This window comes from Amycolatopsis sp. ATCC 39116, assembly GCF_000231075.2.
GTDB classification, from domain to species: Bacteria; Actinomycetota; Actinomycetes; order Mycobacteriales; family Pseudonocardiaceae; genus Amycolatopsis_E; species Amycolatopsis_E tucumanensis.
This window is the reverse complement of the sequence record NZ_AFWY03000006.1, coordinates 244,223-261,244: the sequence shown is the minus strand read 5'-3', so window position 1 is coordinate 261,244 and position 17,022 is coordinate 244,223. Positions and strand designations below refer to the sequence as shown.

General features: G+C 68.4%; 30 protein-coding genes. All 30 read right to left on the bottom strand.

The window, feature by feature from the left end; translation table 11 throughout:
- Positions 1 to 393: 393 nt before the first annotated feature.
- The 30 genes from truA to rpsS all read right to left on the bottom strand — a co-directional run bounded on the left by truA (position 394) and on the right by rpsS (position 17,004).
- On the bottom strand, positions 394 to 1,230 hold the full coding sequence (gene truA / locus AMY39116_RS0310270) for a tRNA pseudouridine(38-40) synthase TruA (RefSeq protein ID WP_020417573.1): 837 nt from the start codon (positions 1,228 to 1,230) through the stop codon (positions 394 to 396).
- A 65-nt stretch (positions 1,231 to 1,295) separates the two neighbouring features.
- Complete coding sequence (gene rplQ / locus AMY39116_RS0310265) at positions 1,296 to 1,877, bottom strand: 50S ribosomal protein L17 (protein WP_027935793.1); 582 nt, start codon at positions 1,875 to 1,877, stop codon at positions 1,296 to 1,298.
- 79 nt (positions 1,878 to 1,956) lie between these two features.
- Entirely contained in the window at positions 1,957 to 3,024 is a 1,068-nt protein-coding gene (locus tag AMY39116_RS0310260) for a DNA-directed RNA polymerase subunit alpha (protein ID WP_017986635.1), read from the bottom strand.
- A gap of 91 nt (positions 3,025 to 3,115) precedes the next feature.
- Positions 3,116 to 3,721 carry a 30S ribosomal protein S4 gene (gene rpsD / locus AMY39116_RS0310255; RefSeq protein WP_020417571.1) on the bottom strand — a complete coding sequence of 202 codons (606 nt, stop codon included), beginning with the start codon at positions 3,719 to 3,721 and terminating at the stop codon, positions 3,116 to 3,118.
- Between the two features lie 23 nt (positions 3,722 to 3,744).
- The gene (gene rpsK / locus AMY39116_RS0310250) at positions 3,745 to 4,146 is read right to left on the bottom strand and encodes a 30S ribosomal protein S11 (protein WP_017986633.1); all 402 of its coding nucleotides are present in this window, start codon (positions 4,144 to 4,146) and stop codon (positions 3,745 to 3,747) included.
- 19 nt (positions 4,147 to 4,165) lie between these two features.
- Complete coding sequence (locus tag AMY39116_RS0310245) at positions 4,166 to 4,372, bottom strand: hypothetical protein (protein ID WP_017986632.1); 207 nt, start codon at positions 4,370 to 4,372, stop codon at positions 4,166 to 4,168.
- Entirely contained in the window at positions 4,369 to 4,749 is a 381-nt protein-coding gene (gene rpsM, locus AMY39116_RS0310240) for a 30S ribosomal protein S13 (RefSeq protein WP_017986631.1), read from the bottom strand. The genes AMY39116_RS0310245 and rpsM overlap by 4 nt, the downstream gene beginning before the upstream one ends.
- Positions 4,750 to 4,953: 204 nt before the next feature.
- Positions 4,954 to 5,067, bottom strand: coding sequence for a 50S ribosomal protein L36 (gene rpmJ / locus AMY39116_RS0310235; RefSeq protein WP_004558882.1), 114 nt, complete (start codon positions 5,065 to 5,067; stop codon positions 4,954 to 4,956).
- Positions 5,068 to 5,099: 32 nt separating this feature from the next.
- A complete protein-coding gene (infA, locus tag AMY39116_RS0310230) occupies positions 5,100 to 5,321 on the bottom strand; it encodes a translation initiation factor IF-1 (RefSeq protein WP_005443304.1) in 222 nt (73 codons plus the stop codon).
- 238 nt (positions 5,322 to 5,559) lie between these two features.
- A complete protein-coding gene (gene map / locus AMY39116_RS0310225; RefSeq protein ID WP_020417570.1) occupies positions 5,560 to 6,372 on the bottom strand; it encodes a type I methionyl aminopeptidase in 813 nt (270 codons plus the stop codon).
- Entirely contained in the window at positions 6,369 to 6,923 is a 555-nt protein-coding gene (locus AMY39116_RS0310220) for an adenylate kinase (RefSeq protein ID WP_026153762.1), read from the bottom strand. Before AMY39116_RS0310220 ends, map begins: the two co-directional genes overlap by 4 nt.
- Complete coding sequence (secY, locus tag AMY39116_RS0310215; protein ID WP_027935791.1) at positions 6,920 to 8,227, bottom strand: preprotein translocase subunit SecY; 1,308 nt, start codon at positions 8,225 to 8,227, stop codon at positions 6,920 to 6,922. The genes AMY39116_RS0310220 and secY overlap by 4 nt, the downstream gene beginning before the upstream one ends.
- 178 nt (positions 8,228 to 8,405) lie before the next feature.
- On the bottom strand, positions 8,406 to 9,005 hold the full coding sequence (locus tag AMY39116_RS0310210) for a LysE family translocator (RefSeq protein WP_020417568.1): 600 nt from the start codon (positions 9,003 to 9,005) through the stop codon (positions 8,406 to 8,408).
- Positions 9,006 to 9,192: 187 nt separating this feature from the next.
- On the bottom strand, positions 9,193 to 10,146 hold the full coding sequence (locus AMY39116_RS0310205; RefSeq protein ID WP_157358497.1) for a hypothetical protein: 954 nt from the start codon (positions 10,144 to 10,146) through the stop codon (positions 9,193 to 9,195).
- A gap of 81 nt (positions 10,147 to 10,227) precedes the next feature.
- A complete protein-coding gene (gene rplO / locus AMY39116_RS0310200; protein WP_020417567.1) occupies positions 10,228 to 10,674 on the bottom strand; it encodes a 50S ribosomal protein L15 in 447 nt (148 codons plus the stop codon).
- Positions 10,671 to 10,856 carry a 50S ribosomal protein L30 gene (gene rpmD / locus AMY39116_RS0310195; protein ID WP_020417566.1) on the bottom strand — a complete coding sequence of 62 codons (186 nt, stop codon included), beginning with the start codon at positions 10,854 to 10,856 and terminating at the stop codon, positions 10,671 to 10,673. The genes rplO and rpmD overlap by 4 nt, the downstream gene beginning before the upstream one ends.
- A 1-nt stretch (position 10,857) precedes the next feature.
- Positions 10,858 to 11,487 (bottom strand): 30S ribosomal protein S5, encoded by a 630-nt coding sequence (rpsE, locus tag AMY39116_RS0310190; protein ID WP_017986622.1) that lies wholly within the window; start codon positions 11,485 to 11,487, stop codon positions 10,858 to 10,860.
- Positions 11,488 to 11,524: 37 nt separating this feature from the next.
- Complete coding sequence (rplR, locus tag AMY39116_RS0310185; RefSeq protein WP_027932626.1) at positions 11,525 to 11,926, bottom strand: 50S ribosomal protein L18; 402 nt, start codon at positions 11,924 to 11,926, stop codon at positions 11,525 to 11,527.
- A gap of 2 nt (positions 11,927 to 11,928) precedes the next feature.
- Entirely contained in the window at positions 11,929 to 12,468 is a 540-nt protein-coding gene (gene rplF, locus AMY39116_RS0310180) for a 50S ribosomal protein L6 (RefSeq protein WP_020417565.1), read from the bottom strand.
- A gap of 17 nt (positions 12,469 to 12,485) precedes the next feature.
- On the bottom strand, positions 12,486 to 12,884 hold the full coding sequence (gene rpsH, locus AMY39116_RS0310175) for a 30S ribosomal protein S8 (protein ID WP_020417564.1): 399 nt from the start codon (positions 12,882 to 12,884) through the stop codon (positions 12,486 to 12,488).
- 74 nt (positions 12,885 to 12,958) lie between these two features.
- Complete coding sequence (locus AMY39116_RS0310170; RefSeq protein WP_017986618.1) at positions 12,959 to 13,144, bottom strand: type Z 30S ribosomal protein S14; 186 nt, start codon at positions 13,142 to 13,144, stop codon at positions 12,959 to 12,961.
- Complete coding sequence (gene rplE / locus AMY39116_RS0310165) at positions 13,144 to 13,707, bottom strand: 50S ribosomal protein L5 (RefSeq protein WP_017986617.1); 564 nt, start codon at positions 13,705 to 13,707, stop codon at positions 13,144 to 13,146. Before rplE ends, AMY39116_RS0310170 begins: the two co-directional genes overlap by 1 nt.
- The gene (rplX, locus tag AMY39116_RS0310160) at positions 13,707 to 14,021 is read right to left on the bottom strand and encodes a 50S ribosomal protein L24 (protein WP_017986616.1); all 315 of its coding nucleotides are present in this window, start codon (positions 14,019 to 14,021) and stop codon (positions 13,707 to 13,709) included. Before rplX ends, rplE begins: the two co-directional genes overlap by 1 nt.
- The gene (gene rplN, locus AMY39116_RS0310155; protein ID WP_017986615.1) at positions 14,021 to 14,389 is read right to left on the bottom strand and encodes a 50S ribosomal protein L14; all 369 of its coding nucleotides are present in this window, start codon (positions 14,387 to 14,389) and stop codon (positions 14,021 to 14,023) included. The genes rplX and rplN overlap by 1 nt, the downstream gene beginning before the upstream one ends.
- A gap of 79 nt (positions 14,390 to 14,468) precedes the next feature.
- The gene (gene rpsQ, locus AMY39116_RS0310150; RefSeq protein WP_020417563.1) at positions 14,469 to 14,774 is read right to left on the bottom strand and encodes a 30S ribosomal protein S17; all 306 of its coding nucleotides are present in this window, start codon (positions 14,772 to 14,774) and stop codon (positions 14,469 to 14,471) included.
- The gene (rpmC, locus tag AMY39116_RS0310145; RefSeq protein WP_017986613.1) at positions 14,774 to 15,022 is read right to left on the bottom strand and encodes a 50S ribosomal protein L29; all 249 of its coding nucleotides are present in this window, start codon (positions 15,020 to 15,022) and stop codon (positions 14,774 to 14,776) included. Before rpmC ends, rpsQ begins: the two co-directional genes overlap by 1 nt.
- Positions 15,022 to 15,441, bottom strand: a complete 420-nt coding sequence (gene rplP, locus AMY39116_RS0310140) for a 50S ribosomal protein L16 (RefSeq protein ID WP_017986612.1) — start codon at positions 15,439 to 15,441, stop codon at positions 15,022 to 15,024. Before rplP ends, rpmC begins: the two co-directional genes overlap by 1 nt.
- A 3-nt stretch (positions 15,442 to 15,444) precedes the next feature.
- Complete coding sequence (gene rpsC, locus AMY39116_RS0310135) at positions 15,445 to 16,290, bottom strand: 30S ribosomal protein S3 (RefSeq protein ID WP_017986611.1); 846 nt, start codon at positions 16,288 to 16,290, stop codon at positions 15,445 to 15,447.
- Positions 16,290 to 16,691, bottom strand: coding sequence for a 50S ribosomal protein L22 (gene rplV / locus AMY39116_RS0310130; protein ID WP_026153758.1), 402 nt, complete (start codon positions 16,689 to 16,691; stop codon positions 16,290 to 16,292). Before rplV ends, rpsC begins: the two co-directional genes overlap by 1 nt.
- A 31-nt stretch (positions 16,692 to 16,722) precedes the next feature.
- On the bottom strand, positions 16,723 to 17,004 hold the full coding sequence (gene rpsS / locus AMY39116_RS0310125; RefSeq protein ID WP_017986609.1) for a 30S ribosomal protein S19: 282 nt from the start codon (positions 17,002 to 17,004) through the stop codon (positions 16,723 to 16,725).
- Between the last annotated feature and the right edge of the window lie 18 nt (positions 17,005 to 17,022).

Sequence of the window (17,022 nt, the reverse complement as noted above, 5' to 3'; positions counted from 1 at the left end):
ACCGGAAGGCGACGGGATGACCACCCAGCGACCACCCACCCGAGGTGAGCTAACAACGGTCCCCTGGTCATCCCGGAGCCTGCCCGTCCGGCGAGGACTCTTTTGATCTTTAAAGCCGCGCTGTCGCGCGGAAAATGCGCCTCACGGCGCCGAACGGTCACCTTACGACCACCCCCGCCCCCGATGCCTGATTGTGTTTCAGTCGCCGAGCAGCGGCGTCAAGGCGGGAAAGAGTACCTTGACCCCGCTGATCGGCGACTAAAGATCGGCTGTGGATCGGGGGCGGGGGAGGTCTGGTTGGGGTAGTCGGCCTACTTGCATTGCCGGCTCGCCTTTCGTGCCGCATGCACCGCATGCACGAGCCTGTGGATAACCGCTGTGGATTGTGGATAACTAGCTTGCCTCGGAGGCCGCTCGCATGTTGCGGGTCTGTTCGGCGCGTGCCGCCAGTTCCTCGTCGGCCGGGTAGTCCACGCCGATCAACGTCAGGCCGTGTGCTGGGGCCACGGCGCTGTCCCGCACTCCCCCACGCAACAACTCAGCCGGCCACTCGGTCGGGCGACGGCCGTCGCCCACCAGGAGCATCGCGCCGACCAGGCTGCGCACCATCGAGTGGCAGAACGCGTCAGCCGACACCTCAGCCTCGACGACATGCGAATCGATCCGGTGCCACGTGAACCGCTGGAGTTCGCGGATCGTCGTGCCGCCTTCGCGCTGCTTGCAGAACGCCGCGAAGTCCCGCAGGCCCAACAGCGCCTCGGAAGCCTCGTTCATCGCCGTCAGCGACAGCGGGCGGCCCCAGGCCAGGGTGTCGAACCGGCGCAGTGGATCAACACCCCACGGCGCGTCCGAAACCCGGTAACGGTAGTGCCTGCGGATCGCGGAGAACCGGGCGTCGAAACCGTCCGGCGCGACCCGGGCGTCCAGCACTCGCACGTCGCCCGGCAGGAACCGGTTCCAGCGGTGCCGCATGCGCTCAAGGTCGGGAATCCCCCGGTCATCCACCGCCAGCCGTCCGGCCGGCCCGGACAGCGGCACCACGTCCACGTGCACGACCTGCCCGGTCGCGTGCACACCGGCGTCCGTGCGGCCGGCCACCACGACCGACTTCGGCACCGCGGCCCCGGGCGGCTGCTTCGCCAGCGCCTCCTCCAGCAAGCCCTGCACCGTGCGGCGGCCGGGCTGGCGGGCCCACCCCGAGAACTGCGTGCCGTCGTAGCTGACGTCCAAGCGCAGACGAACGAGCCCGCCCTCCCCGGAGGGAGCAGCGGGCTCGTCGCGTGAAACTTCTGCCGTCAGGACTCGTCCTTCTTGGCGTCGTCCTTGGCCTCGGCAGCAGCGTCGTCGGCACCCTCGGCCGGCTCGGCGGTCGCCTCGGTGGTGGCCGACTCGGGCGCCTCAGCGTCCTGGTCGGTCGCCTCAGCGGCCTTGGTCTCCTCGGCCTCGGTCGCGGCGGGAGCGGCAGCCTCATCCTTCGCGAACTTGGTCTTCCGCGCCTTCTCCGCCTCCGAGGTGACGGTCTTCTCGGACACCAGCTCGATGACCGCCATCGGGGCGTTGTCGCCCTTGCGCGGCAGCGTCTTGGTGATCCGGGTGTAACCGCCGTTGCGGTCCGCGAAGAACGGGCCGATCTCGGCGAGCAGCTTGTGAACCACGTCCTTGTCGCGGATCACGCGCTGGATCTGACGCCGGTTGTGCAGGTCGCCGCGCTTCGCCTTGGTGATCAGCTTCTCGGCGAGCGGCCGCATCCGGCGGGCCTTGGCCTCGGTCGTGGTGATCTTGCCGTGCTCGAACAGCGACGTGGCGAGGTTCGCCATCATCAGCCGCTCGTGGGCCGCGGATCCACCGAGACGGGGGCCCTTCGTGGGGGTGGGCATTGCTTCTCCTCGTAAATCCGGCCGCTTTCAGGCCGGCGCCCGCCCCGCACGAATCACTCGGCGAGGCGGGCCGCCGTCCTTACAGCTGCTCCGTCTCTGCGTAGTCCTGGCCGTCGTCGTGGCCGTTGTCCGACAGGCCGCCGACACCCTCGGCGGACCAGCTCTCGCCGCCCTCGTAGGAGGCAGCAGCCGCGGTCGGGTCGAACCCGGGCGGGCTGTCCTTCAGCGACAGGCCGAGGCCGACGAGCTTCATCTTGACCTCGTCGATCGACTTCGCGCCGAAGTTGCGGATGTCGAGCAGGTCGGCCTCGCTGCGCGAGACCAGTTCGCCGACCGTGTGGATGCCCTCGCGCTTGAGGCAGTTGTACGACCGGACCGTGAGGTCCAGGTCCTCGATCGGCATCGCGTAGGCGGCGATGGTGTCCGCCTCCTGCGGCGACGGGCCGATCTCGATGCCCTCGGCGTCGACGTTGAGCTCCCGGGCCAGGCCGAACAGCTCGACCAGCGTCTTACCGGCCGACGCGACGGCGTCGCGCGGGGTGATCGACGGCTTGGTCTCGACGTCCAGGATCAGCTTGTCGAAGTCGGTGCGCTGCTCGACACGGGTCGCCTCGACCTTGTAGGTGACCTTCAGCACCGGCGAGTAGATCGAGTCGACCGGGATCCGGCCGATCTCGGCACCAGCCTGCTTGTTCTGCTGAGCGGGCACGTAACCGCGGCCGCGCTCGACGACCAGTTCGATCTCCAGCTTGCCCTTGCCGTTCAGCGAGGCGATGTGCAGATCCTGGTTGTGCACGGTGACACCGGCCGGCGGAACGATGTCGGCCGCGGTGACCTCACCCGGGCCCTGCTTGCGCAGGTACATGGTGACGGGCTCGTCCTCCTCGGACGACACGACCAGTTCCTTGAGGTTCAGGATGATGTCGGTGACGTCTTCCTTCACCCCGGGGACGGTGGTGAACTCGTGCAGCACACCGTCGATGCGGATGCTGGTGACCGCCGCGCCCGGGATGGACGACAGCAGCGTGCGCCGCAGCGAGTTGCCGAGCGTGTACCCGAAGCCGGGCTCCAGCGGCTCGATGGTGAACCGGGACCGGGTCTCGTTGATCGGCTCTTCGCCGAGGGCCGGTCGCTGGGAAATCAGCACTTTCTTCTCTTCCTTTCCTGCCGGCGCCCGCCATATGACGCCGAAAGGGATGGCGGAGCGGCGACGCGCGGGTGCGCGCCGCCGCGGCCGATCACTTCGAGTAGTACTCGACGATCAGCTGTTCCTGGACCGGAACGTCGATCTGCGCCCGCTCGGGGAGCTGGTGCACCAGGATGCGCAGGTTGGACTGCACGACCTGCAGCCAGCCGGGGATCGGCCGGTCGCCGAACGACTCCTTGGCGGCCACGAAGGGCAGCATCTGGAGCGACTTCGGCCGCACGTCGATGATGTCGAACTTCTCGACCTGGTAGCTGGGGATCGTCACCTTCACGCCGTTGACGGTGAAGTGACCGTGCGCCACCAGCTGACGCGCCTGACGGCGGGTACGGGCCAGGCCGGCGCGGTACACGACGTTGTCGAGGCGCGACTCGAGGATCTGCAGCAGGTTCTCACCGGTCTTGCCGGGGCGCCGCGCGGCCTCCTTGTAGTAGCGGCTGAACTGCCGCTCGAGGACGCCGTACGTGTAGCGAGCCTTCTGCTTCTCCTGCAGCTGGAGCAGGTACTCGGACTCCTTGACCCGGCCGCGGCCGTGCTGGCCGGGCGGGTACGGGCGGCGCTCGAAAGCCTGGTCGCCGCCGACGAGGTCAACCTTGAGGCGCCGCGAGATGCGAGTCGCGGGGCCGGTGTAGCGAGCCATCTGTTGTTACTCCTCCCCGTTCCTCAGACCCGGCGCCGCTTGGGCGGGCGGCAGCCGTTGTGAGGCTGCGGGGTCACGTCCTGGATGGTGCCGACCTCGAGACCGGCGGCCTGCAGCGAACGGATCGCCGTCTCCCGGCCGGAACCCGGGCCCTTGACGAACACGTCGACCTTCTTCATCCCGTGCTCGGCGGCCTTGCGAGCCGCGTTCTCGGCCGCCATCTGCGCGGCGAACGGGGTGGACTTGCGGGAGCCCTTGAAACCGACGTGGCCGGAGGAGGCCCACGAGATGACCGCACCGTTCGGGTCGGTGATCGACACGATGGTGTTGTTGAAGGTGCTCTTGATGTGAGCGTGGCCGTGGGCCACGTTCTTCTTTTCCTTCCGCCGGACCTTCTTGGCCCCGGCGCGAGCCTTGGGTGGCATGTTGGGTGGTTTCTCCTGCCTAGCGCGAGTTCTCGGTCTGTGCGGCGGCAGCGGCGGCCTCGCGGGCCTCCTGCTGGCCACGCCGGATCAGCGAACCGGCGTCGGTGTAGAGCTGGCGAAGCGCCATCGGGCGGGCATACAGGGCCTTCGGCGAAACGCACGAATTGTTGCGGCGGCGCACCTGCCCGGCGCCGATCCGCACGACCTTCTTGCCCTGGACGCTCACTTCTTGCCAGCCTTCTTCTTGCCGGCGACCGTCTTCTTCGGACCCTTGCGGGTGCGGGCGTTGGTCTTGGTCCGCTGGCCGCGGACGGGCAGACCGCGGCGCCACCGCAGGCCCTCGTAGCAGCCGATCTCGATCTTGCGACGGATGTCGGCCTGCACCTCGCGGCGGAGGTCACCCTCGACCTTGAAGTTCTCTTCGATGTGGTCGCGCAGCTTGACGAGGTCGTCGTCGGTCAGGTCGCGGACCCGGGTGTCCGGGTTCAGCGACGTGGCCGCGATGAGCTCCTTCGAGCGCGTACGACCGATGCCGTAGATGTAGGTCAGCGCGATCTCCAACCGCTTCTCGCGGGGGAGGTCTACGCCGGCGAGTCGTGCCATGGCGCTTGATGCTCCTTCTGCTGTTCGTCGCTCCAGGTGTGCTCCCCGCCCGGTTCCGGGACCGACTCGCATGTCGTCCGGAGCACTTGCGTGTCCGGTGTCCCGGCCCCGGCCTGGAGTCCGGGGGTCGGCCGGGCCGTGTGGCCCGGCAGGTGCGGGGAGGTCATACAGCTGTCCGTCCGCTCTGCGTGGTGCAGGCGGTGATCAGCCCTGCCGCTGCTTGTGCCGCAGGTTCTCGCAGATCACCATGATCCGGCCGTGGCGGCGGATCACCTTGCACTTGTCGCAGATCTTCTTGACGCTCGGCTGGACCTTCACGTCTCCTGCTTCCTTATGCGTTGCTCACCGCGTCACTTGTAGCGGTAGACGATCCGCCCACGAGACAGGTCGTACGGCGACAGCTCGACGACAACCCGGTCTTCCGGGAGGATGCGGATGTAGTGCTGCCGCATCTTGCCGCTGATGTGTGCCAGGACCTTGTGACCGTTCTCCAACTCGACTCGGAACATCGCGTTGGGGAGTGGCTCGATGACCCGACCTTCGACCTCGATGGCCCCGTCTTTCTTAGCCATGTCCTCCGCGTTTCGTGACTTGGTAGAGCACCGAATTGGCAACTCTTGCGTTCGGCGGACACGCCGCACCGACCCCAAGGACCCGAGCATTGACGAGCGCGTTGGAACCGGCGTGATGAGTACGCCAGCTAGATAGTGTACGCAGCCTGTGTCGCACCTCGCGAGGCGGGGTGATGTGTGGTAGGCAACGTCACTCCGACGATACCCCAAGTCGCACCGGAAGCGGTGAACCCGCAGGTCAGGAGCCTTCGGGCAGGGTCAGGACGCGGGGGCCGTCCTCGGTGATGGCGACGGTGTGCTCCCAGTGGGCGGCACGTGAGCCGTCCGCGGTCACCACGGTCCAGCCGTCCTCGAGCTCGACGGTCTCGGCGCTGCCGCCGGTCAGCATCGGCTCGATGGCCAGCGCCATGCCGGGCTTGAGCTTCGGCCCCTTTCCGGGCTTGCCGACGTTGGGCAGGAACGGCTCCATGTGCATCTCGGTGCCGATGCCGTGCCCGCCGTACTCGACGATCTGGCCGTAGGAGGTGCCGTCGGCCGCCGAAGACGTCTCGGCGGAGGACTGCACGGCGTGCGAGATGTCGGTCAGCCGGGCGCCGGGCACCGCGGCCTCGATGCCGGCGAGCATCGCGGCGCGGGTGGCGGCCGACAACGCCTGGTCGGCGGCCGAAACCGCGCCGATGGCGAGGGTGACGGCGGAGTCGCCGTGCCAGCCGTCGAGGATGGCGCCGCAGTCCACGGACAGCAGGTCGCCCTCGGCCAGCACCGTCGTCTTCGCCGGGATGCCGTGGACGACCTGCTCGTTCACCGACGCGCAGATCGAGGCCGGGAAGCCGTGGTAGCCCTTGAACGAGGGCACCGCGCCGGCCGCGCGGATGGTCTGCTCGGCGATCTCGTCCAGGTCACCGGTGCTGACGCCGGGCTTGGCGGCCTCGGCGACAGCCGCGAGGGTGCGGGCCACCACGATGCCGGCGGCCCGCATCGCGTCCAGCTCGCCGGGCGTCTTGATCTCGATGCCGCGGTGGCGGCGGAGCACGGAAGGCACCAGGTTCACGCGCGCGCGTCGAGAGCGTTCACGATCCGCGAGGAGACCTCGTCGACCTCGCCGACGCCGTCCACCTTGACCAGGATGTCGCGGTAGTAGTCCAGCAGCGGCGCGGTCTCCGACTGGTAGACCTGCTGCCTGCGGCGGATGACCTCTTCGGTGTCGTCCGTGCGGCCGCGGCCCAGCAGGCGCTCGACCAGGACGTCCTCCGGCACGTCGAGCTGGATGACCGCGTCGAGCGCGCTGTCCGACTCGGCCAGCATCTCGCCGAGGACCTCGGCCTGCTTGGTGTTGCGCGGGAACCCGTCCAGCAGGAAGCCGGCCTTGGTGTCGGACTCGGCAAGGCGCTCGCGGACCATCTCGTTGGTGACGCTGTCCGGGACCAGCTCGCCCGAGTCGAGGTAGCGCTTCGCCTCCTCGCCCAGCGGCGTCTGCTCCGCCACGTGAGCGCGGAAGAGGTCACCGGTGGAGATGTGCGGGATGGAGAGCCGCTGCGACAGCGCTACCGCCTGAGTTCCCTTCCCTGCTCCGGGCGGGCCGACAAGAACCAGGCGCGTCATCGCAAGAACCCTTCGTAATTCCGCTGCATCAGCTGGCTTTCGATCTGCTTCACCGTGTCGAGGCCGACGCCGACCATGATCAGCACGGCGGTGCCGCCGAACGGGAAGTTCTGGTTGTTGCCCTCCTGCGTGATGGACAGGAAGAAGTTCGGGAGGATCGCGATGATGCCGAGGTAGAGCGAGCCGGGGAAGGTGATCCGGCCCAGCACGAAGCTCAGGTACTCGGCGGTCGGCCGACCGGGGCGGATGCCCGGGATGAAGCCGCCGAACTTCTTCATCTCCTCCGCGCGCTCATCCACGTTGAACGTGATGGTGATGTAGAAGTACGTGAAGAAGATGATCAGCGCGAAGTACAGCAGGATGTGCACCCAGCTGGACTGGTTGACCACGTAGGTCTGCAGGAACGCCTGCCAGCCGGAGCCGCTGGTCGGGTCGCCGAACAGACGGCTGATCAGGTCCGGCAGGTACAGCAGCGACGAAGCGAAGATGACCGGGATGACACCGGCCTGGTTCACCTTGATCGGCAGGTAGGTCGACGTGCCGCCGTACATCCGGCGGCCGATCATCCGCTTGGCGTACTGCACCGGGATCCGGCGCTGGCCCTGCTCGACGAAGATGACGCTGGCGATGATCACCAGGCCGAAGAGGCACACCAGCGCGAAGACGAGACCGCCCTGGTTGTTCAGGATGTTCATGCCCTCGGCCGGGATGCGGGCCGCGATGTTCAGGAAGATCAGCACGGACATGCCGTTGCCGACGCCGCGCTCGGTGATGAGCTCGCCCAGCCACATCATGACCGCGGTGCCCGCCGTCATGGTGATGACGATCAGCGCCAGCGAGAAGATGCTGTTGTCCGGGATGATCGACTGCGCGCAGTCCGGGAACAGCTGGCCGCGGTCGGCGAGCGCCACCACACCGGTCGCCTGCAGGATCGCCAGCGCGATCGTCAGGTACCGGGTGTACTGCGTGAGCTTGCCCTGGCCGGCCTGGCCTTCCTTCTTCAGCTCCTCGAACCGCGGGATGACGACGGTGAGCAGCTGGATGATGATGCTGGCCGTGATGTACGGCATGATGCCGGTCGAGAAGATCGACAGCTGCAGGAGCGCCCCGCCGCTGAACAGGTTCAGCAGGGAGTAGATGCCGGACTGGTCGGCACCGGCCTGGCATGCCTGCACATTGGGATAGGAGACCCCGGGCGCCGGGGTGACCGCACCGATCCGGTACACGGCCACGATCAACAGCGTGAACAGGATCTTCTTGCGCAGGTCCGGCGTGGCGAGAGCCGAGCGAAAGGCGCTGAGCACGCGGGGGACCTCCTCGGCGTCGCCGGTGGGTGTCACCGGCGATCGGCTTGGCCGGCACGCTGGCCGGCAGGAACACCATGTCGCTGGCAAGCCAGCAGCGCTCCGGGGCATGTCGGTCCCCGAAGCGCGTCGCCCGACTCTAACAGCCGGGCGTTGGAGGGTTGTGAGGTAGGCCGTGTTATGAGCCGGAGGCGGCCAGGGTGCCGGCCATGCCGAGCAGGACCGCTCCGGTGCCGCGGTCCAGCTTCCGCCGGGTTTCGACGCTCAGACGGACAGCCTTGAGCGCGGCGCCGACCGCGGCGTAGGCCGTGCCGGCGAGGAACTCGGCGACGAGGTAGACGCCGCCGAGGATCGCGATCTGCGCGGTGGGTGACCCGTGTGCGGGGTCGACGAACTGCGGCACGAACGCGGTGAAGATGAGGATCGCCTTGGGGTTGGTGATGGCGACGAGGAACTCCTTGCGCAGCACGGGGCCGGGTGGTTGTTCCGCCGGTGGCTGGGGCTTGCTGCGGAGGAGCCGGACGCCGAGCCAGACGAGGTAGGCGACACCGGCCCACTTGACAGCGGTGAGCGCGGGCTCGGACGCGGCGAGCAGCTGACCGAGCCCCGCCGCGACGGCGCCGATCATGAGCGTGAAGGCCGCCAAGCGCCCGAGCAGCCCCGCGAGGGCCTGCGGGAGGCCGTGCTGGATGCCGTGGTGCAGCCCGAGAAGGTTGTTGGCGCCCGGTGTGAGGGCGATGAGCATGGCGGCGCCGAGGAAGACGAGCAACCAGGTCATCGCCGTGACGGTACTGGCTGTGCTGACGAGCGGCGGCTGATTTTTCGGGGCGGGCGGCGGCACGGCAGCTCACGAGCGGCGGCAGCATGTCGGCGGATCGCGAGGTGCCGCACTCCGGCACGGCTGCCGGACCTCGGCGCGGCGGGTGGCGGCGACGCGAGCGCCCACCTACCCAATAGGCGGGACGTTAGGAGCTTGGGCGCTCCTCGCCGCGCGGGTCGCCTTCCGACGAGCTCCCTTGGCGCTCCCCCGGTTGCGCCCCGGCGGGATGGTGCTGGCTTGCCGGGTTCGGCCGCCAGCCGCTCTGGCCCGACAGTCCCTGGCCCGCCGCGTTCGAGCCCGGCTCGCCCTGACTCCCTACGCCCTGCCCGGGCGTGCTCGGGCCGGGTGGGTAGCCGGCGTGCGGCAGGGGCATGGCCTGTCCCGCAGACGGGGCGCTCGGGTAGGGCTCGCCGCCGGGCCAGTGCCTCGTCGGGGCCGGGAACTGGGGTCCGGGCTGGTACCCGGACGGCGCGGGGATCCCGTAGCGCGGCGTCGTCAGGTCCTGCGGCGCGCGGCGGCCCCGCGCGGCGGCCAGGACCGCGGCCACGATCGCCGCCAGGGTGGCGCCGGCGACCAGCCAGAACCCGAGTCCGAGCCGGTCGCTCGTCGAGAAATCGCCGTCGCCCTCCGCGGCGCCCGTCGGGCGGAAGCTCTCGTGGAGGCTGACCCCCTGCAGGACGATCCCGGCGGCGGTCGCGAGGAGGAAGGCCGCGCCGGTCGCCGTGGCCAGCGCTGCCGCGAACTTCCGGGCGGGCGACGAATCGCGGCGAGCCGCGGCCAGGCTCAGCACCGCCGCGATGACCAGCAACAACCCGGCCGCCGCCAGCAGGTAGCCGTTGCGGACCGGGCTGCCGAAGGTGTTCGTCGGGATCCCGGGCTGCGCCGCCTCCGCGGTCAGGTCCCACCCGGTGACGGTCAGCGACAGCTGCGGCTCACCCTGGAAGAGCAGCTCGCCCTCGAACAACGCGAAGAACGAGCCCGTGACGGCGGCCGCGGCGGCGAGCAACGCCAGCGCGGCGCCCAGCAGACGTCCACCGTGCCAACCAGGTCGACGGCTCGGCACCGGCGGGTAACCAGGTGGAACCCCCGGGAACGACATCACCCGATCGTGGCACCACCAGCACGCAAAGGAAAGGGCCCGCCGGTCCGAAGACCAGCGGGCCCTTGCCGCAGGCAGAACTCAGAGCTCGGTGGCCGAACCGCCGGCCGCCTCGAGCTTCTCCTTCGCGGACGAGGAGAACTTGTCGGCGGTGACGTTCAGCTTCACGCCGTTCAGGTCGCCGTTGCCGAGGACCTTGACGAGCTCGTTCTTGCGAACCAGACCGCGCTCGACCAGCTGCTCCTTGGTGACGTCGCCACCGTCCGGGAAGACCCGGGCGATGTCGCCGACGTTCACCGGCTGGTACTCGGTGCGGAAGCGGTTCTTGAAGCCACGCAGCTTCGGCAGCCGCATGTGGATGGGCATCTGCCCACCCTCGAAACCGGCGGGCACGTTCTTCCGGGCCTTGGTGCCCTTCGTACCGCGACCGGCGGTCTTGCCCTTCGAACCCTCACCACGACCGACGCGGATCTTCTCGCGCTTGGCGCCCGGGGCCGGGCGCAGGTGGTGGATCTTGATGGCCGTCATGCCTTGACCTCCTCAACAGTCACGAGGTGGCGGACGGTGTGGATCAGACCGCGGACCTCCGGGGTGTCCTCGCGCACCACGGACTGCCGGATCTTGCGCAGCCCGAGGGTCCGCAGGGACTCCCGGTGGTTGTGCTTGGTGCCGATCTTGCTCTTGACCTGGGTCACCTTGAGCTGAGCCATGTCAGACCCCCTGTCCCGCACGCTGACGCAGCATCCGGGCCGGCGCGACGTCCTCGAGCGGCAGACCGCGACGGGCCGCCACCTCCTCCGGACGCTGGAGACCCTTCAGGGCCGCCACGGTGGCGTGCACGATGTTGATCGCGTTGTCCGAGCCGAGCGACTTCGACAGCACGTCGTGCACACCCGCGCACTCCAGCACCGCGCGGACCGGGCCACCGGCGATGACACCGGTACCGGCGCTGGCCGGGCGGAGCAGGACCACACCGGCGGCCTCCTCACCCTGGACCGGGTGCGGGATGGTGCCGGCGATCCGGGGAACGCGGAAGAAGTTCTTCTTCGCTTCCTCGACGCCCTTGGCGATGGCCGCGGGAACTTCCTTGGCCTTGCCGTAGCCGACGCCGACCTGACCGTCGCCGTCACCGACGACCACCAGGGCGGTGAAGCTGAAGCGACGACCACCCTTCACGACCTTGGCGACGCGGTTGATCGCGACGACGCGCTCGAGGTGCGGGGTCTTCTCCTGGCCGGCCCCGCCACGGCCACCGTCGCGGCGGTCGCGGCGGTCACGACGGTCGCGGTCGTTGCCGCCCGGACCGCCCTGTCCACCGCCCTGCCGTGTACGTCCCGGCATCAGGCTTTCCTTCCATTCGCGAGCATGTGCATGGTTCTCAGAACTCCAACCCCGCCTCGCGAGCGGCGTCGGCCAGCGCGGCGATGCGGCCGTGGTAGCGGTTGCCACCGCGGTCGAACACGACGCTGGAGATGCCCGCACCCTTGGCACGGGCGGCCACGAGCTCGCCGACCTTGGCGGCCTTGGCCTTCTTGTCGCCCTCGAGCGCACGCACGTCGGCCTCGAGGCTCGACGCCGAGGCGACCGTGTGGCCTGCCACGTCGTCGATCACCTGGACCGTGATGTGCCGCGAGGACCGGTGGATGACCAGTCGGGGCCGCTGGGCGGTCCCGCCGACCTTCTTGCGAAGCCGGAAGTGACGGCGCGCCTTCGCGACGCGGCGCCGGGTCGAGATGTCCTTGCCGACCGGCTTCCGCTTCTTCGTTGCCGTTTCGCTCATGATCACTTACCCGTCTTTCCGACCTTGCGACGGATGCGCTCACCCTCGTAGCGCAGCCCCTTGCCCTTGTACGGGTCCGGACGGCGGAGCCGGCGGATCACCGCGGCGATCTGGCCGACCTTCTGCTTGTCGATGCCGGACACGGAGAACCGGGTCGGGGTCTCGACCTTGAAGGTGATGCCCTCCGGCGCCTCGATCAGCACGGGGTGGCTGTAGCCGAGGGCGAACTCGAGGTTGCTGCCCTTGGCCTGGACGCGGTAACCGACACCGTGGATCTCGAGCTTCTTCTCGTAACCCTCGGTCACACCCACGACCAGGTTGTTGACCAGCGTGCGGGTCAGACCGTGCAGCGCACGGCTCTCCCGCTCGTCGTCCGGGCGCTTGACCAGCAGCGCGCCGTCCTCACCGCGCTCGACCGTGATCGGCTCGGCGATGGTGTGCGAAAGGGTGCCCTTGGGACCCTTCACCGAAATGTTCTGGCCGTCGATGGTCACCTCGACCCCGGAAGGGACGGTGATCGGCTGCTTACCGATGCGCGACATGCCTGCTCTCCCTTCCGTTACCAGACGTAGGCGAGGACTTCCCCGCCCACACCGTTGCGCTTGGCCTGCCGGTCGGTCTGAAGGCCGCCCGACGTCGAGATGATCGCGATGCCCAGCCCGCCCAGCACGCTCGGCAGCTCGGTCGACTTGGCGTACACCCGCAGACCCGGCTTGGACACGCGGCGCAGACCGGCGATGCTGCGCTCGCGGTTGCGGCCGTACTTCAGTTCCACGATGAGGTTCTTGTGCTTCTCACCCGGCTCGTCCCGGTAGCCCGAGATGTAACCCTCGCGCTTCAGGATCTCGGCGATGTTCGCCTTGAGCTTCGAGTGCGGCACCACGACCTCGTCGTGGTACGCCGAGTTGGCGTTCCGCAGACGTGTCAGGAAGTCTGCGATGGGGTCGGTCATCGTCATGGTGACCTTCAACCTTTCTCGCCTGGTTCCCCCTAGTCAGAGGGCCTGTGGCGAAGTGGGAGCTTCTGTCGTTCCTACCAGCTGGACTTGGACACACCGGGGAGTTCGCCCGCGTGCGCCATCTCGCGCAGGCAAACCCGGCACAGTCCGAACTTGCGGAACACCGAGTGGGGCCGGCCGCACTTGTTGCAGCGCGTGTAGGCACGCACCTTGAACTTCGGCTTGCGGGCCGCCTTGGCGATCAGAGCCTTCTTGGCCATCAGTTCTCCTTGAACGGGAAGCCGAGCTTGCGGAGCAGCGCGCGGCCCTCGTCGTCGGTGGTAGCGGTGGTGACAACGGTGACGTCCATGCCGCGCGGGCGGTCGATGGAGTCGGGGTCGATCTCGTGGAACATGGACTGCTCGTTGAGACCGAAGGTGTAGTTGCCGTTGCCGTCGAACTGCTTGGCCGACAGCCCGCGGAAGTCGCGGATACGCGGCAGCGCGATCGTCAGCAGCCGGTCCAGGAACTCCCACATGCGGTCGCCGCGCAGCGTCACGCGCGCACCGATCGGCTGGCCCTCACGCAGCTTGAACTGCGCGATGGACTTGCGCGCCCGGCGCACCTCGGGCTTCTGACCGGTGATGGCCGCGAGGTCGCGGATCGCACCGTCGATCAGCTTGCTGTCCCGCGCGGCGTCGCCGACACCCATGTTGACGACGACCTTGACCACGCCCGGGATCTGGTGGACGTTCTCGTAGCCGAACTCGCTGCGGAGCTCGCCCTTGATCTCTTCGCGGTACCGCGTCTTCAACCGCGGCACGATCTTCTCTGCGGTCGTCATCAGATGTCCTTACCGGTCCGGCGCGAGATGCGAACCTTCTTGCCGTCCTCGCCGATGCGGTAGCCCACGCGGGTCGGCTTGCCGTCGGAGTCCACGACCATCACGTTCGACACGTGGATCGGGGCCTCCTGCGTCACGATGCCGCCGGACTGCGCGCCGCGCTGGGTCTGGGAGATCCGGGTGTGCTTCTTGATCCGGTTCACGCCCTCGACCAGCACCCGCTGGCGCTCCGGGTAGGCCTTGATGACCTTGCCCTTGGCGCCCTTGTCCTTGCCGGCGATGACGACGACCGTGTCGCCCTTCTTCACCTTCATCAGAGCACCTCCGGCGCCAGCGAGATGATCTTCATGAACTTGCGGTCACGCAGCTCACGGCCGACCGGGCCGAAGATGCGGGTGCCGCGCGGCTCGTTGTCGTTCTTGATGAGCACGGCGGCGTTCTCGTCGAACTTGATGTAGGAGCCGTCCGGGCGACGCCGCTCCTTCGTCGTGCGGACGACGACGGCCTTGACCACGTCACCCTTCTTCACCCCGGCAGCCGGGATGGCGTCCTTGACGGTGGCGACGATGATGTCGCCGATACCCGCGTAGCGCCGTCCCGAGCCACCGAGCACGCGGATGCAGAGGATCTCCTTGGCACCCGTGTTGTCGGCGACTCGCAGCCGCGACTCCTGCTGGATCACGTCAACTCCTGTATGTCGCGCCGGTTCTCACCTTCCGGCGAGCCTGGCGGAACGGAGGAGGCCCGAGATGGGCCTCCGATTACTTGGCCTTCTCCACGATCCGCACGAGCCGCCACCGCTTGGTGGCCGAGGTCGGGCGGGTCTCCATGAGGATCACGCGGTCACCGATGCCGGCGGTGTTCTCCTCGTCGTGCGCCTTCACCTTGCTGGTGGAGCGGAGAACCTTGCCGTAGCGGCGGTGCTTCTTGCGGTCCTCGAGCTCGACCACGATCGTCTTGTCCATCTTGTCCGAGACGACGTAACCCTCACGGACCTTGCGGTAGTTGCGACCGGATTCGGCGCTCTGCACCGGCTGCGCGGCGAGCTCTGGGGTCTGCTCACTCATCAGGCAGCACCTTCTTCATTCTCGGCGTCGGGGGAAACGGACAGGCCGAGCTCGCGCTCCCGCATCACCGTGTAGATCCGAGCGATGTCGGCACGGACGGTGCGGAGGCGGCGGTTGTTGTCCAGCTGCCCGGTGGCCATCTGGAAGCGGAGGTTGAACAGCTCCTCCTTGGCTTCCTTCAGGCGCAGCACGAGCTCCTCGTTGGTGAGCTCACGCAGCTCTGCGGCGGCGACACCTGCCTGCGCCATCAGAACTCACCACCTTCACGGGTCACGATGCGGCACTTCATGGGGAGCTTGTGGATCGCGCGGCGCAGCGCCTCACGAGCCTGGGCCTCGTTCGGGAAGCTCAGCTCGAACATGACGCGGCCCGGCTTCACGTTGGCGACCCACCACTCGGGCGAACCCTTACCGGAACCCATGCGGGTTTCGGCCGGCTTCTTGGTGAGCGGGCGGTCCGGGAAGATGTTGATCCAGACCTTGCCGCCACGCTTGATGTGCCGGGTGATGGCGATACGAGCGGACTCGATCTGCCGGTTGGTCACGTAGTGGTGCTCAAGCGCCTGGATGCCGTACTCACCGAAGGTGACCTTCGTGCCGCCCTTGGCGGCACCGGCGCGCTTCGGCGAGTGCTGCTTGCGGTGCTTGACCTTGCGTGGGACGAGCACGCCTCAGCCCTCCGTCTTCTCGGCCGCGTCCGGCGAACCCTGCGCGGGCGCCTCGCTGGTCGCGACATCCGTGTCGGCCTTCGCGGCGGCAGCGGCGCGGCCGGCTTCGGTCGAGGTCGGCGTCGTGCCCTGGGCGCCGGAACGGCGCGGGCGCGACGGACGCTCCCGGCGCGGACGCTCGTTGGCGGCCGCGGCGTCCCGCTCGGCCTTGGCCTTCAGGCCGCCGACCAGGTCACCCTTGTAGATCCACACCTTCACGCCGATGCGGCCGAAGGTGGTGCGGGCCTCGAAGAAGCCGTAGTCGATGTCCGCGCGCAGCGTGTGCAGCGGGACCCGGCCGTCGCGGTAGTGCTCCGACCGCGACATCTCGGCACCGCCGAGGCGGCCGCTGCACTGCACGCGGATGCCCTTGACCTGCGACGAACGCATGGTCGTCTGGATCGCCTTGCGCATCGCGCGGCGGAACGCCACGCGGTTGGACAGCTGCTCGGCGACGCTCTGGGCGACCAGCTGCGCGTCGGCCTCGGGGTTCTTGACCTCGAGGATGTTCAGCTGGACCTGCTTGCCGGTCAGCTTCTCCAGCGAGCCGCGGATCCGGTCGGCCTCCGCGCCGCGGCGGCCGATCACGATGCCCGGACGCGCGGTGTGGATGTCGACCCGCACGCGGTCACGGGTGCGCTCGATCTCGACCTTGGAGATGCCGGCGCGCTCCATGCCCGTGGACAGCAGCTTGCGGATCTTGACGTCCTCGGCCACGTACTCCGCGTACTGCTTGTCGGCGTACCAGCGCGACTTCCAGTCGGTGGTGATCCCCAGCCGGAAGCCGTGCGGGTTGATCTTCTGGCCCACTAGCGGCCACCTGCCTTCTTCTTACCGCTCTTCTTCGCTTCCGGACGCGACTCCACCTCGACCGTGATGTGGCTGGTGCGCTTCCGGATCCGGTACGCACGGCCCTGGGCGCGCGGCTGGATGCGCTTGAGGGTCGGGCCCTCGTCGGCATACGCGTTCTTCACGAACAGCGTGTCCGGGTCCAGGTTGAGGTTGTTCTCGGCGTTGGCCACGGCGCTGGCGAGCACCTTCGCCACCGGCTGGCTCGCCGCGTACGGCGAGAACCGGAGCACGGCGAGGGCTTCGGCGGCGCTAAGACCCTTGATCAGCTCGATCACCCGGCGCACCTTCGTCGGCGAGTCCCGGACGAAGCGAGCCCGCGCCACGGCCACCTGGGCCGGAGCGGTTTCTGGGGCTGTCATCGCTTGCTTTCCCTAACTCTCGTGTGCCCGCTCAGCGGCGGCGCGACTTCCGGTCATCCTTGACGTGACCCTTGAAGGTCCGCGTCGGAGCGAACTCGCCAAGCTTGTGGCCGACCATGGCCTCGCTGACGAACACCGGCACGTGCTTGCGGCCGTCGTGCACCGCGATGGTGTGACCCAGCATGTCCGGGATGATCGTGGACCGGCGGGACCAGGTCTTGATCACGGTCTTCTTGCCCGACTCGTTGAGCGCGTCCACCTTCTTGAGCAGGTGGTCGTCCACGAACGGGCCCTTCTTCAGGCTACGCGGCATGTTGTCTTACCTCCCTGC

What these genes read in the sequence shown, in the direction of transcription:
- rplE (WP_017986617.1), bottom strand. Translation starts at nt 13,707, where the DNA reads ATGACGACCGCAGAGAAGATCGTGCCGCGGTTGAAGACGCGGTACCGC.
- rpmD (WP_020417566.1), bottom strand. Translation starts at nt 10,856, where the DNA reads ATGGCTCAGCTCAAGGTGACCCAGGTCAAGAGCAAGATCGGCACCAAG.
- rpsK (WP_017986633.1), bottom strand. Translation starts at nt 4,146, where the DNA reads ATGCCACCCAAGGCTCGCGCCGGGGCCAAGAAGGTCCGGCGGAAGGAA.
- rplV (WP_026153758.1), bottom strand. Translation starts at nt 16,691, where the DNA reads ATGACAGCCCCAGAAACCGCTCCGGCCCAGGTGGCCGTGGCGCGGGCT.
- AMY39116_RS0310170 (WP_017986618.1), bottom strand. Translation starts at nt 13,144, where the DNA reads ATGGCCAAGAAGGCTCTGATCGCCAAGGCGGCCCGCAAGCCGAAGTTC.
- AMY39116_RS0310210 (WP_020417568.1), bottom strand. Translation starts at nt 9,005, where the DNA reads ATGACCTGGTTGCTCGTCTTCCTCGGCGCCGCCATGCTCATCGCCCTC.
- rpmC (WP_017986613.1), bottom strand. Translation starts at nt 15,022, where the DNA reads ATGGCGCAGGCAGGTGTCGCCGCCGCAGAGCTGCGTGAGCTCACCAAC.
- rpsD (WP_020417571.1), bottom strand. Translation starts at nt 3,721, where the DNA reads ATGGCTCGCTACACCGGCCCCGCGACTCGCATCTCGCGGCGCCTCAAG.
- rplO (WP_020417567.1), bottom strand. Translation starts at nt 10,674, where the DNA reads ATGACGGCCATCAAGATCCACCACCTGCGCCCGGCCCCGGGCGCCAAG.
- rpsQ (WP_020417563.1), bottom strand. Translation starts at nt 14,774, where the DNA reads ATGAGTGAGCAGACCCCAGAGCTCGCCGCGCAGCCGGTGCAGAGCGCC.
- rpsH (WP_020417564.1), bottom strand. Translation starts at nt 12,884, where the DNA reads ATGACGATGACCGACCCCATCGCAGACTTCCTGACACGTCTGCGGAAC.
- rpsE (WP_017986622.1), bottom strand. Translation starts at nt 11,487, where the DNA reads ATGCCGGGACGTACACGGCAGGGCGGTGGACAGGGCGGTCCGGGCGGC.
- rplF (WP_020417565.1), bottom strand. Translation starts at nt 12,468, where the DNA reads ATGTCGCGCATCGGTAAGCAGCCGATCACCGTCCCTTCCGGGGTCGAG.
- rplR (WP_027932626.1), bottom strand. Translation starts at nt 11,926, where the DNA reads ATGAGCGAAACGGCAACGAAGAAGCGGAAGCCGGTCGGCAAGGACATC.
- rplQ (WP_027935793.1), bottom strand. Translation starts at nt 1,877, where the DNA reads ATGCCCACCCCCACGAAGGGCCCCCGTCTCGGTGGATCCGCGGCCCAC.
- AMY39116_RS0310205 (WP_157358497.1), bottom strand. Translation starts at nt 10,146, where the DNA reads ATGTCGTTCCCGGGGGTTCCACCTGGTTACCCGCCGGTGCCGAGCCGT.
- AMY39116_RS0310220 (WP_026153762.1), bottom strand. Translation starts at nt 6,923, where the DNA reads ATGACGCGCCTGGTTCTTGTCGGCCCGCCCGGAGCAGGGAAGGGAACT.
- rplX (WP_017986616.1), bottom strand. Translation starts at nt 14,021, where the DNA reads ATGAAGGTGAAGAAGGGCGACACGGTCGTCGTCATCGCCGGCAAGGAC.
- infA (WP_005443304.1), bottom strand. Translation starts at nt 5,321, where the DNA reads ATGGCTAAGAAAGACGGGGCCATCGAGGTCGAAGGTCGGGTCATCGAG.
- rpsS (WP_017986609.1), bottom strand. Translation starts at nt 17,004, where the DNA reads ATGCCGCGTAGCCTGAAGAAGGGCCCGTTCGTGGACGACCACCTGCTC.
- rpsM (WP_017986631.1), bottom strand. Translation starts at nt 4,749, where the DNA reads ATGGCACGACTCGCCGGCGTAGACCTCCCCCGCGAGAAGCGGTTGGAG.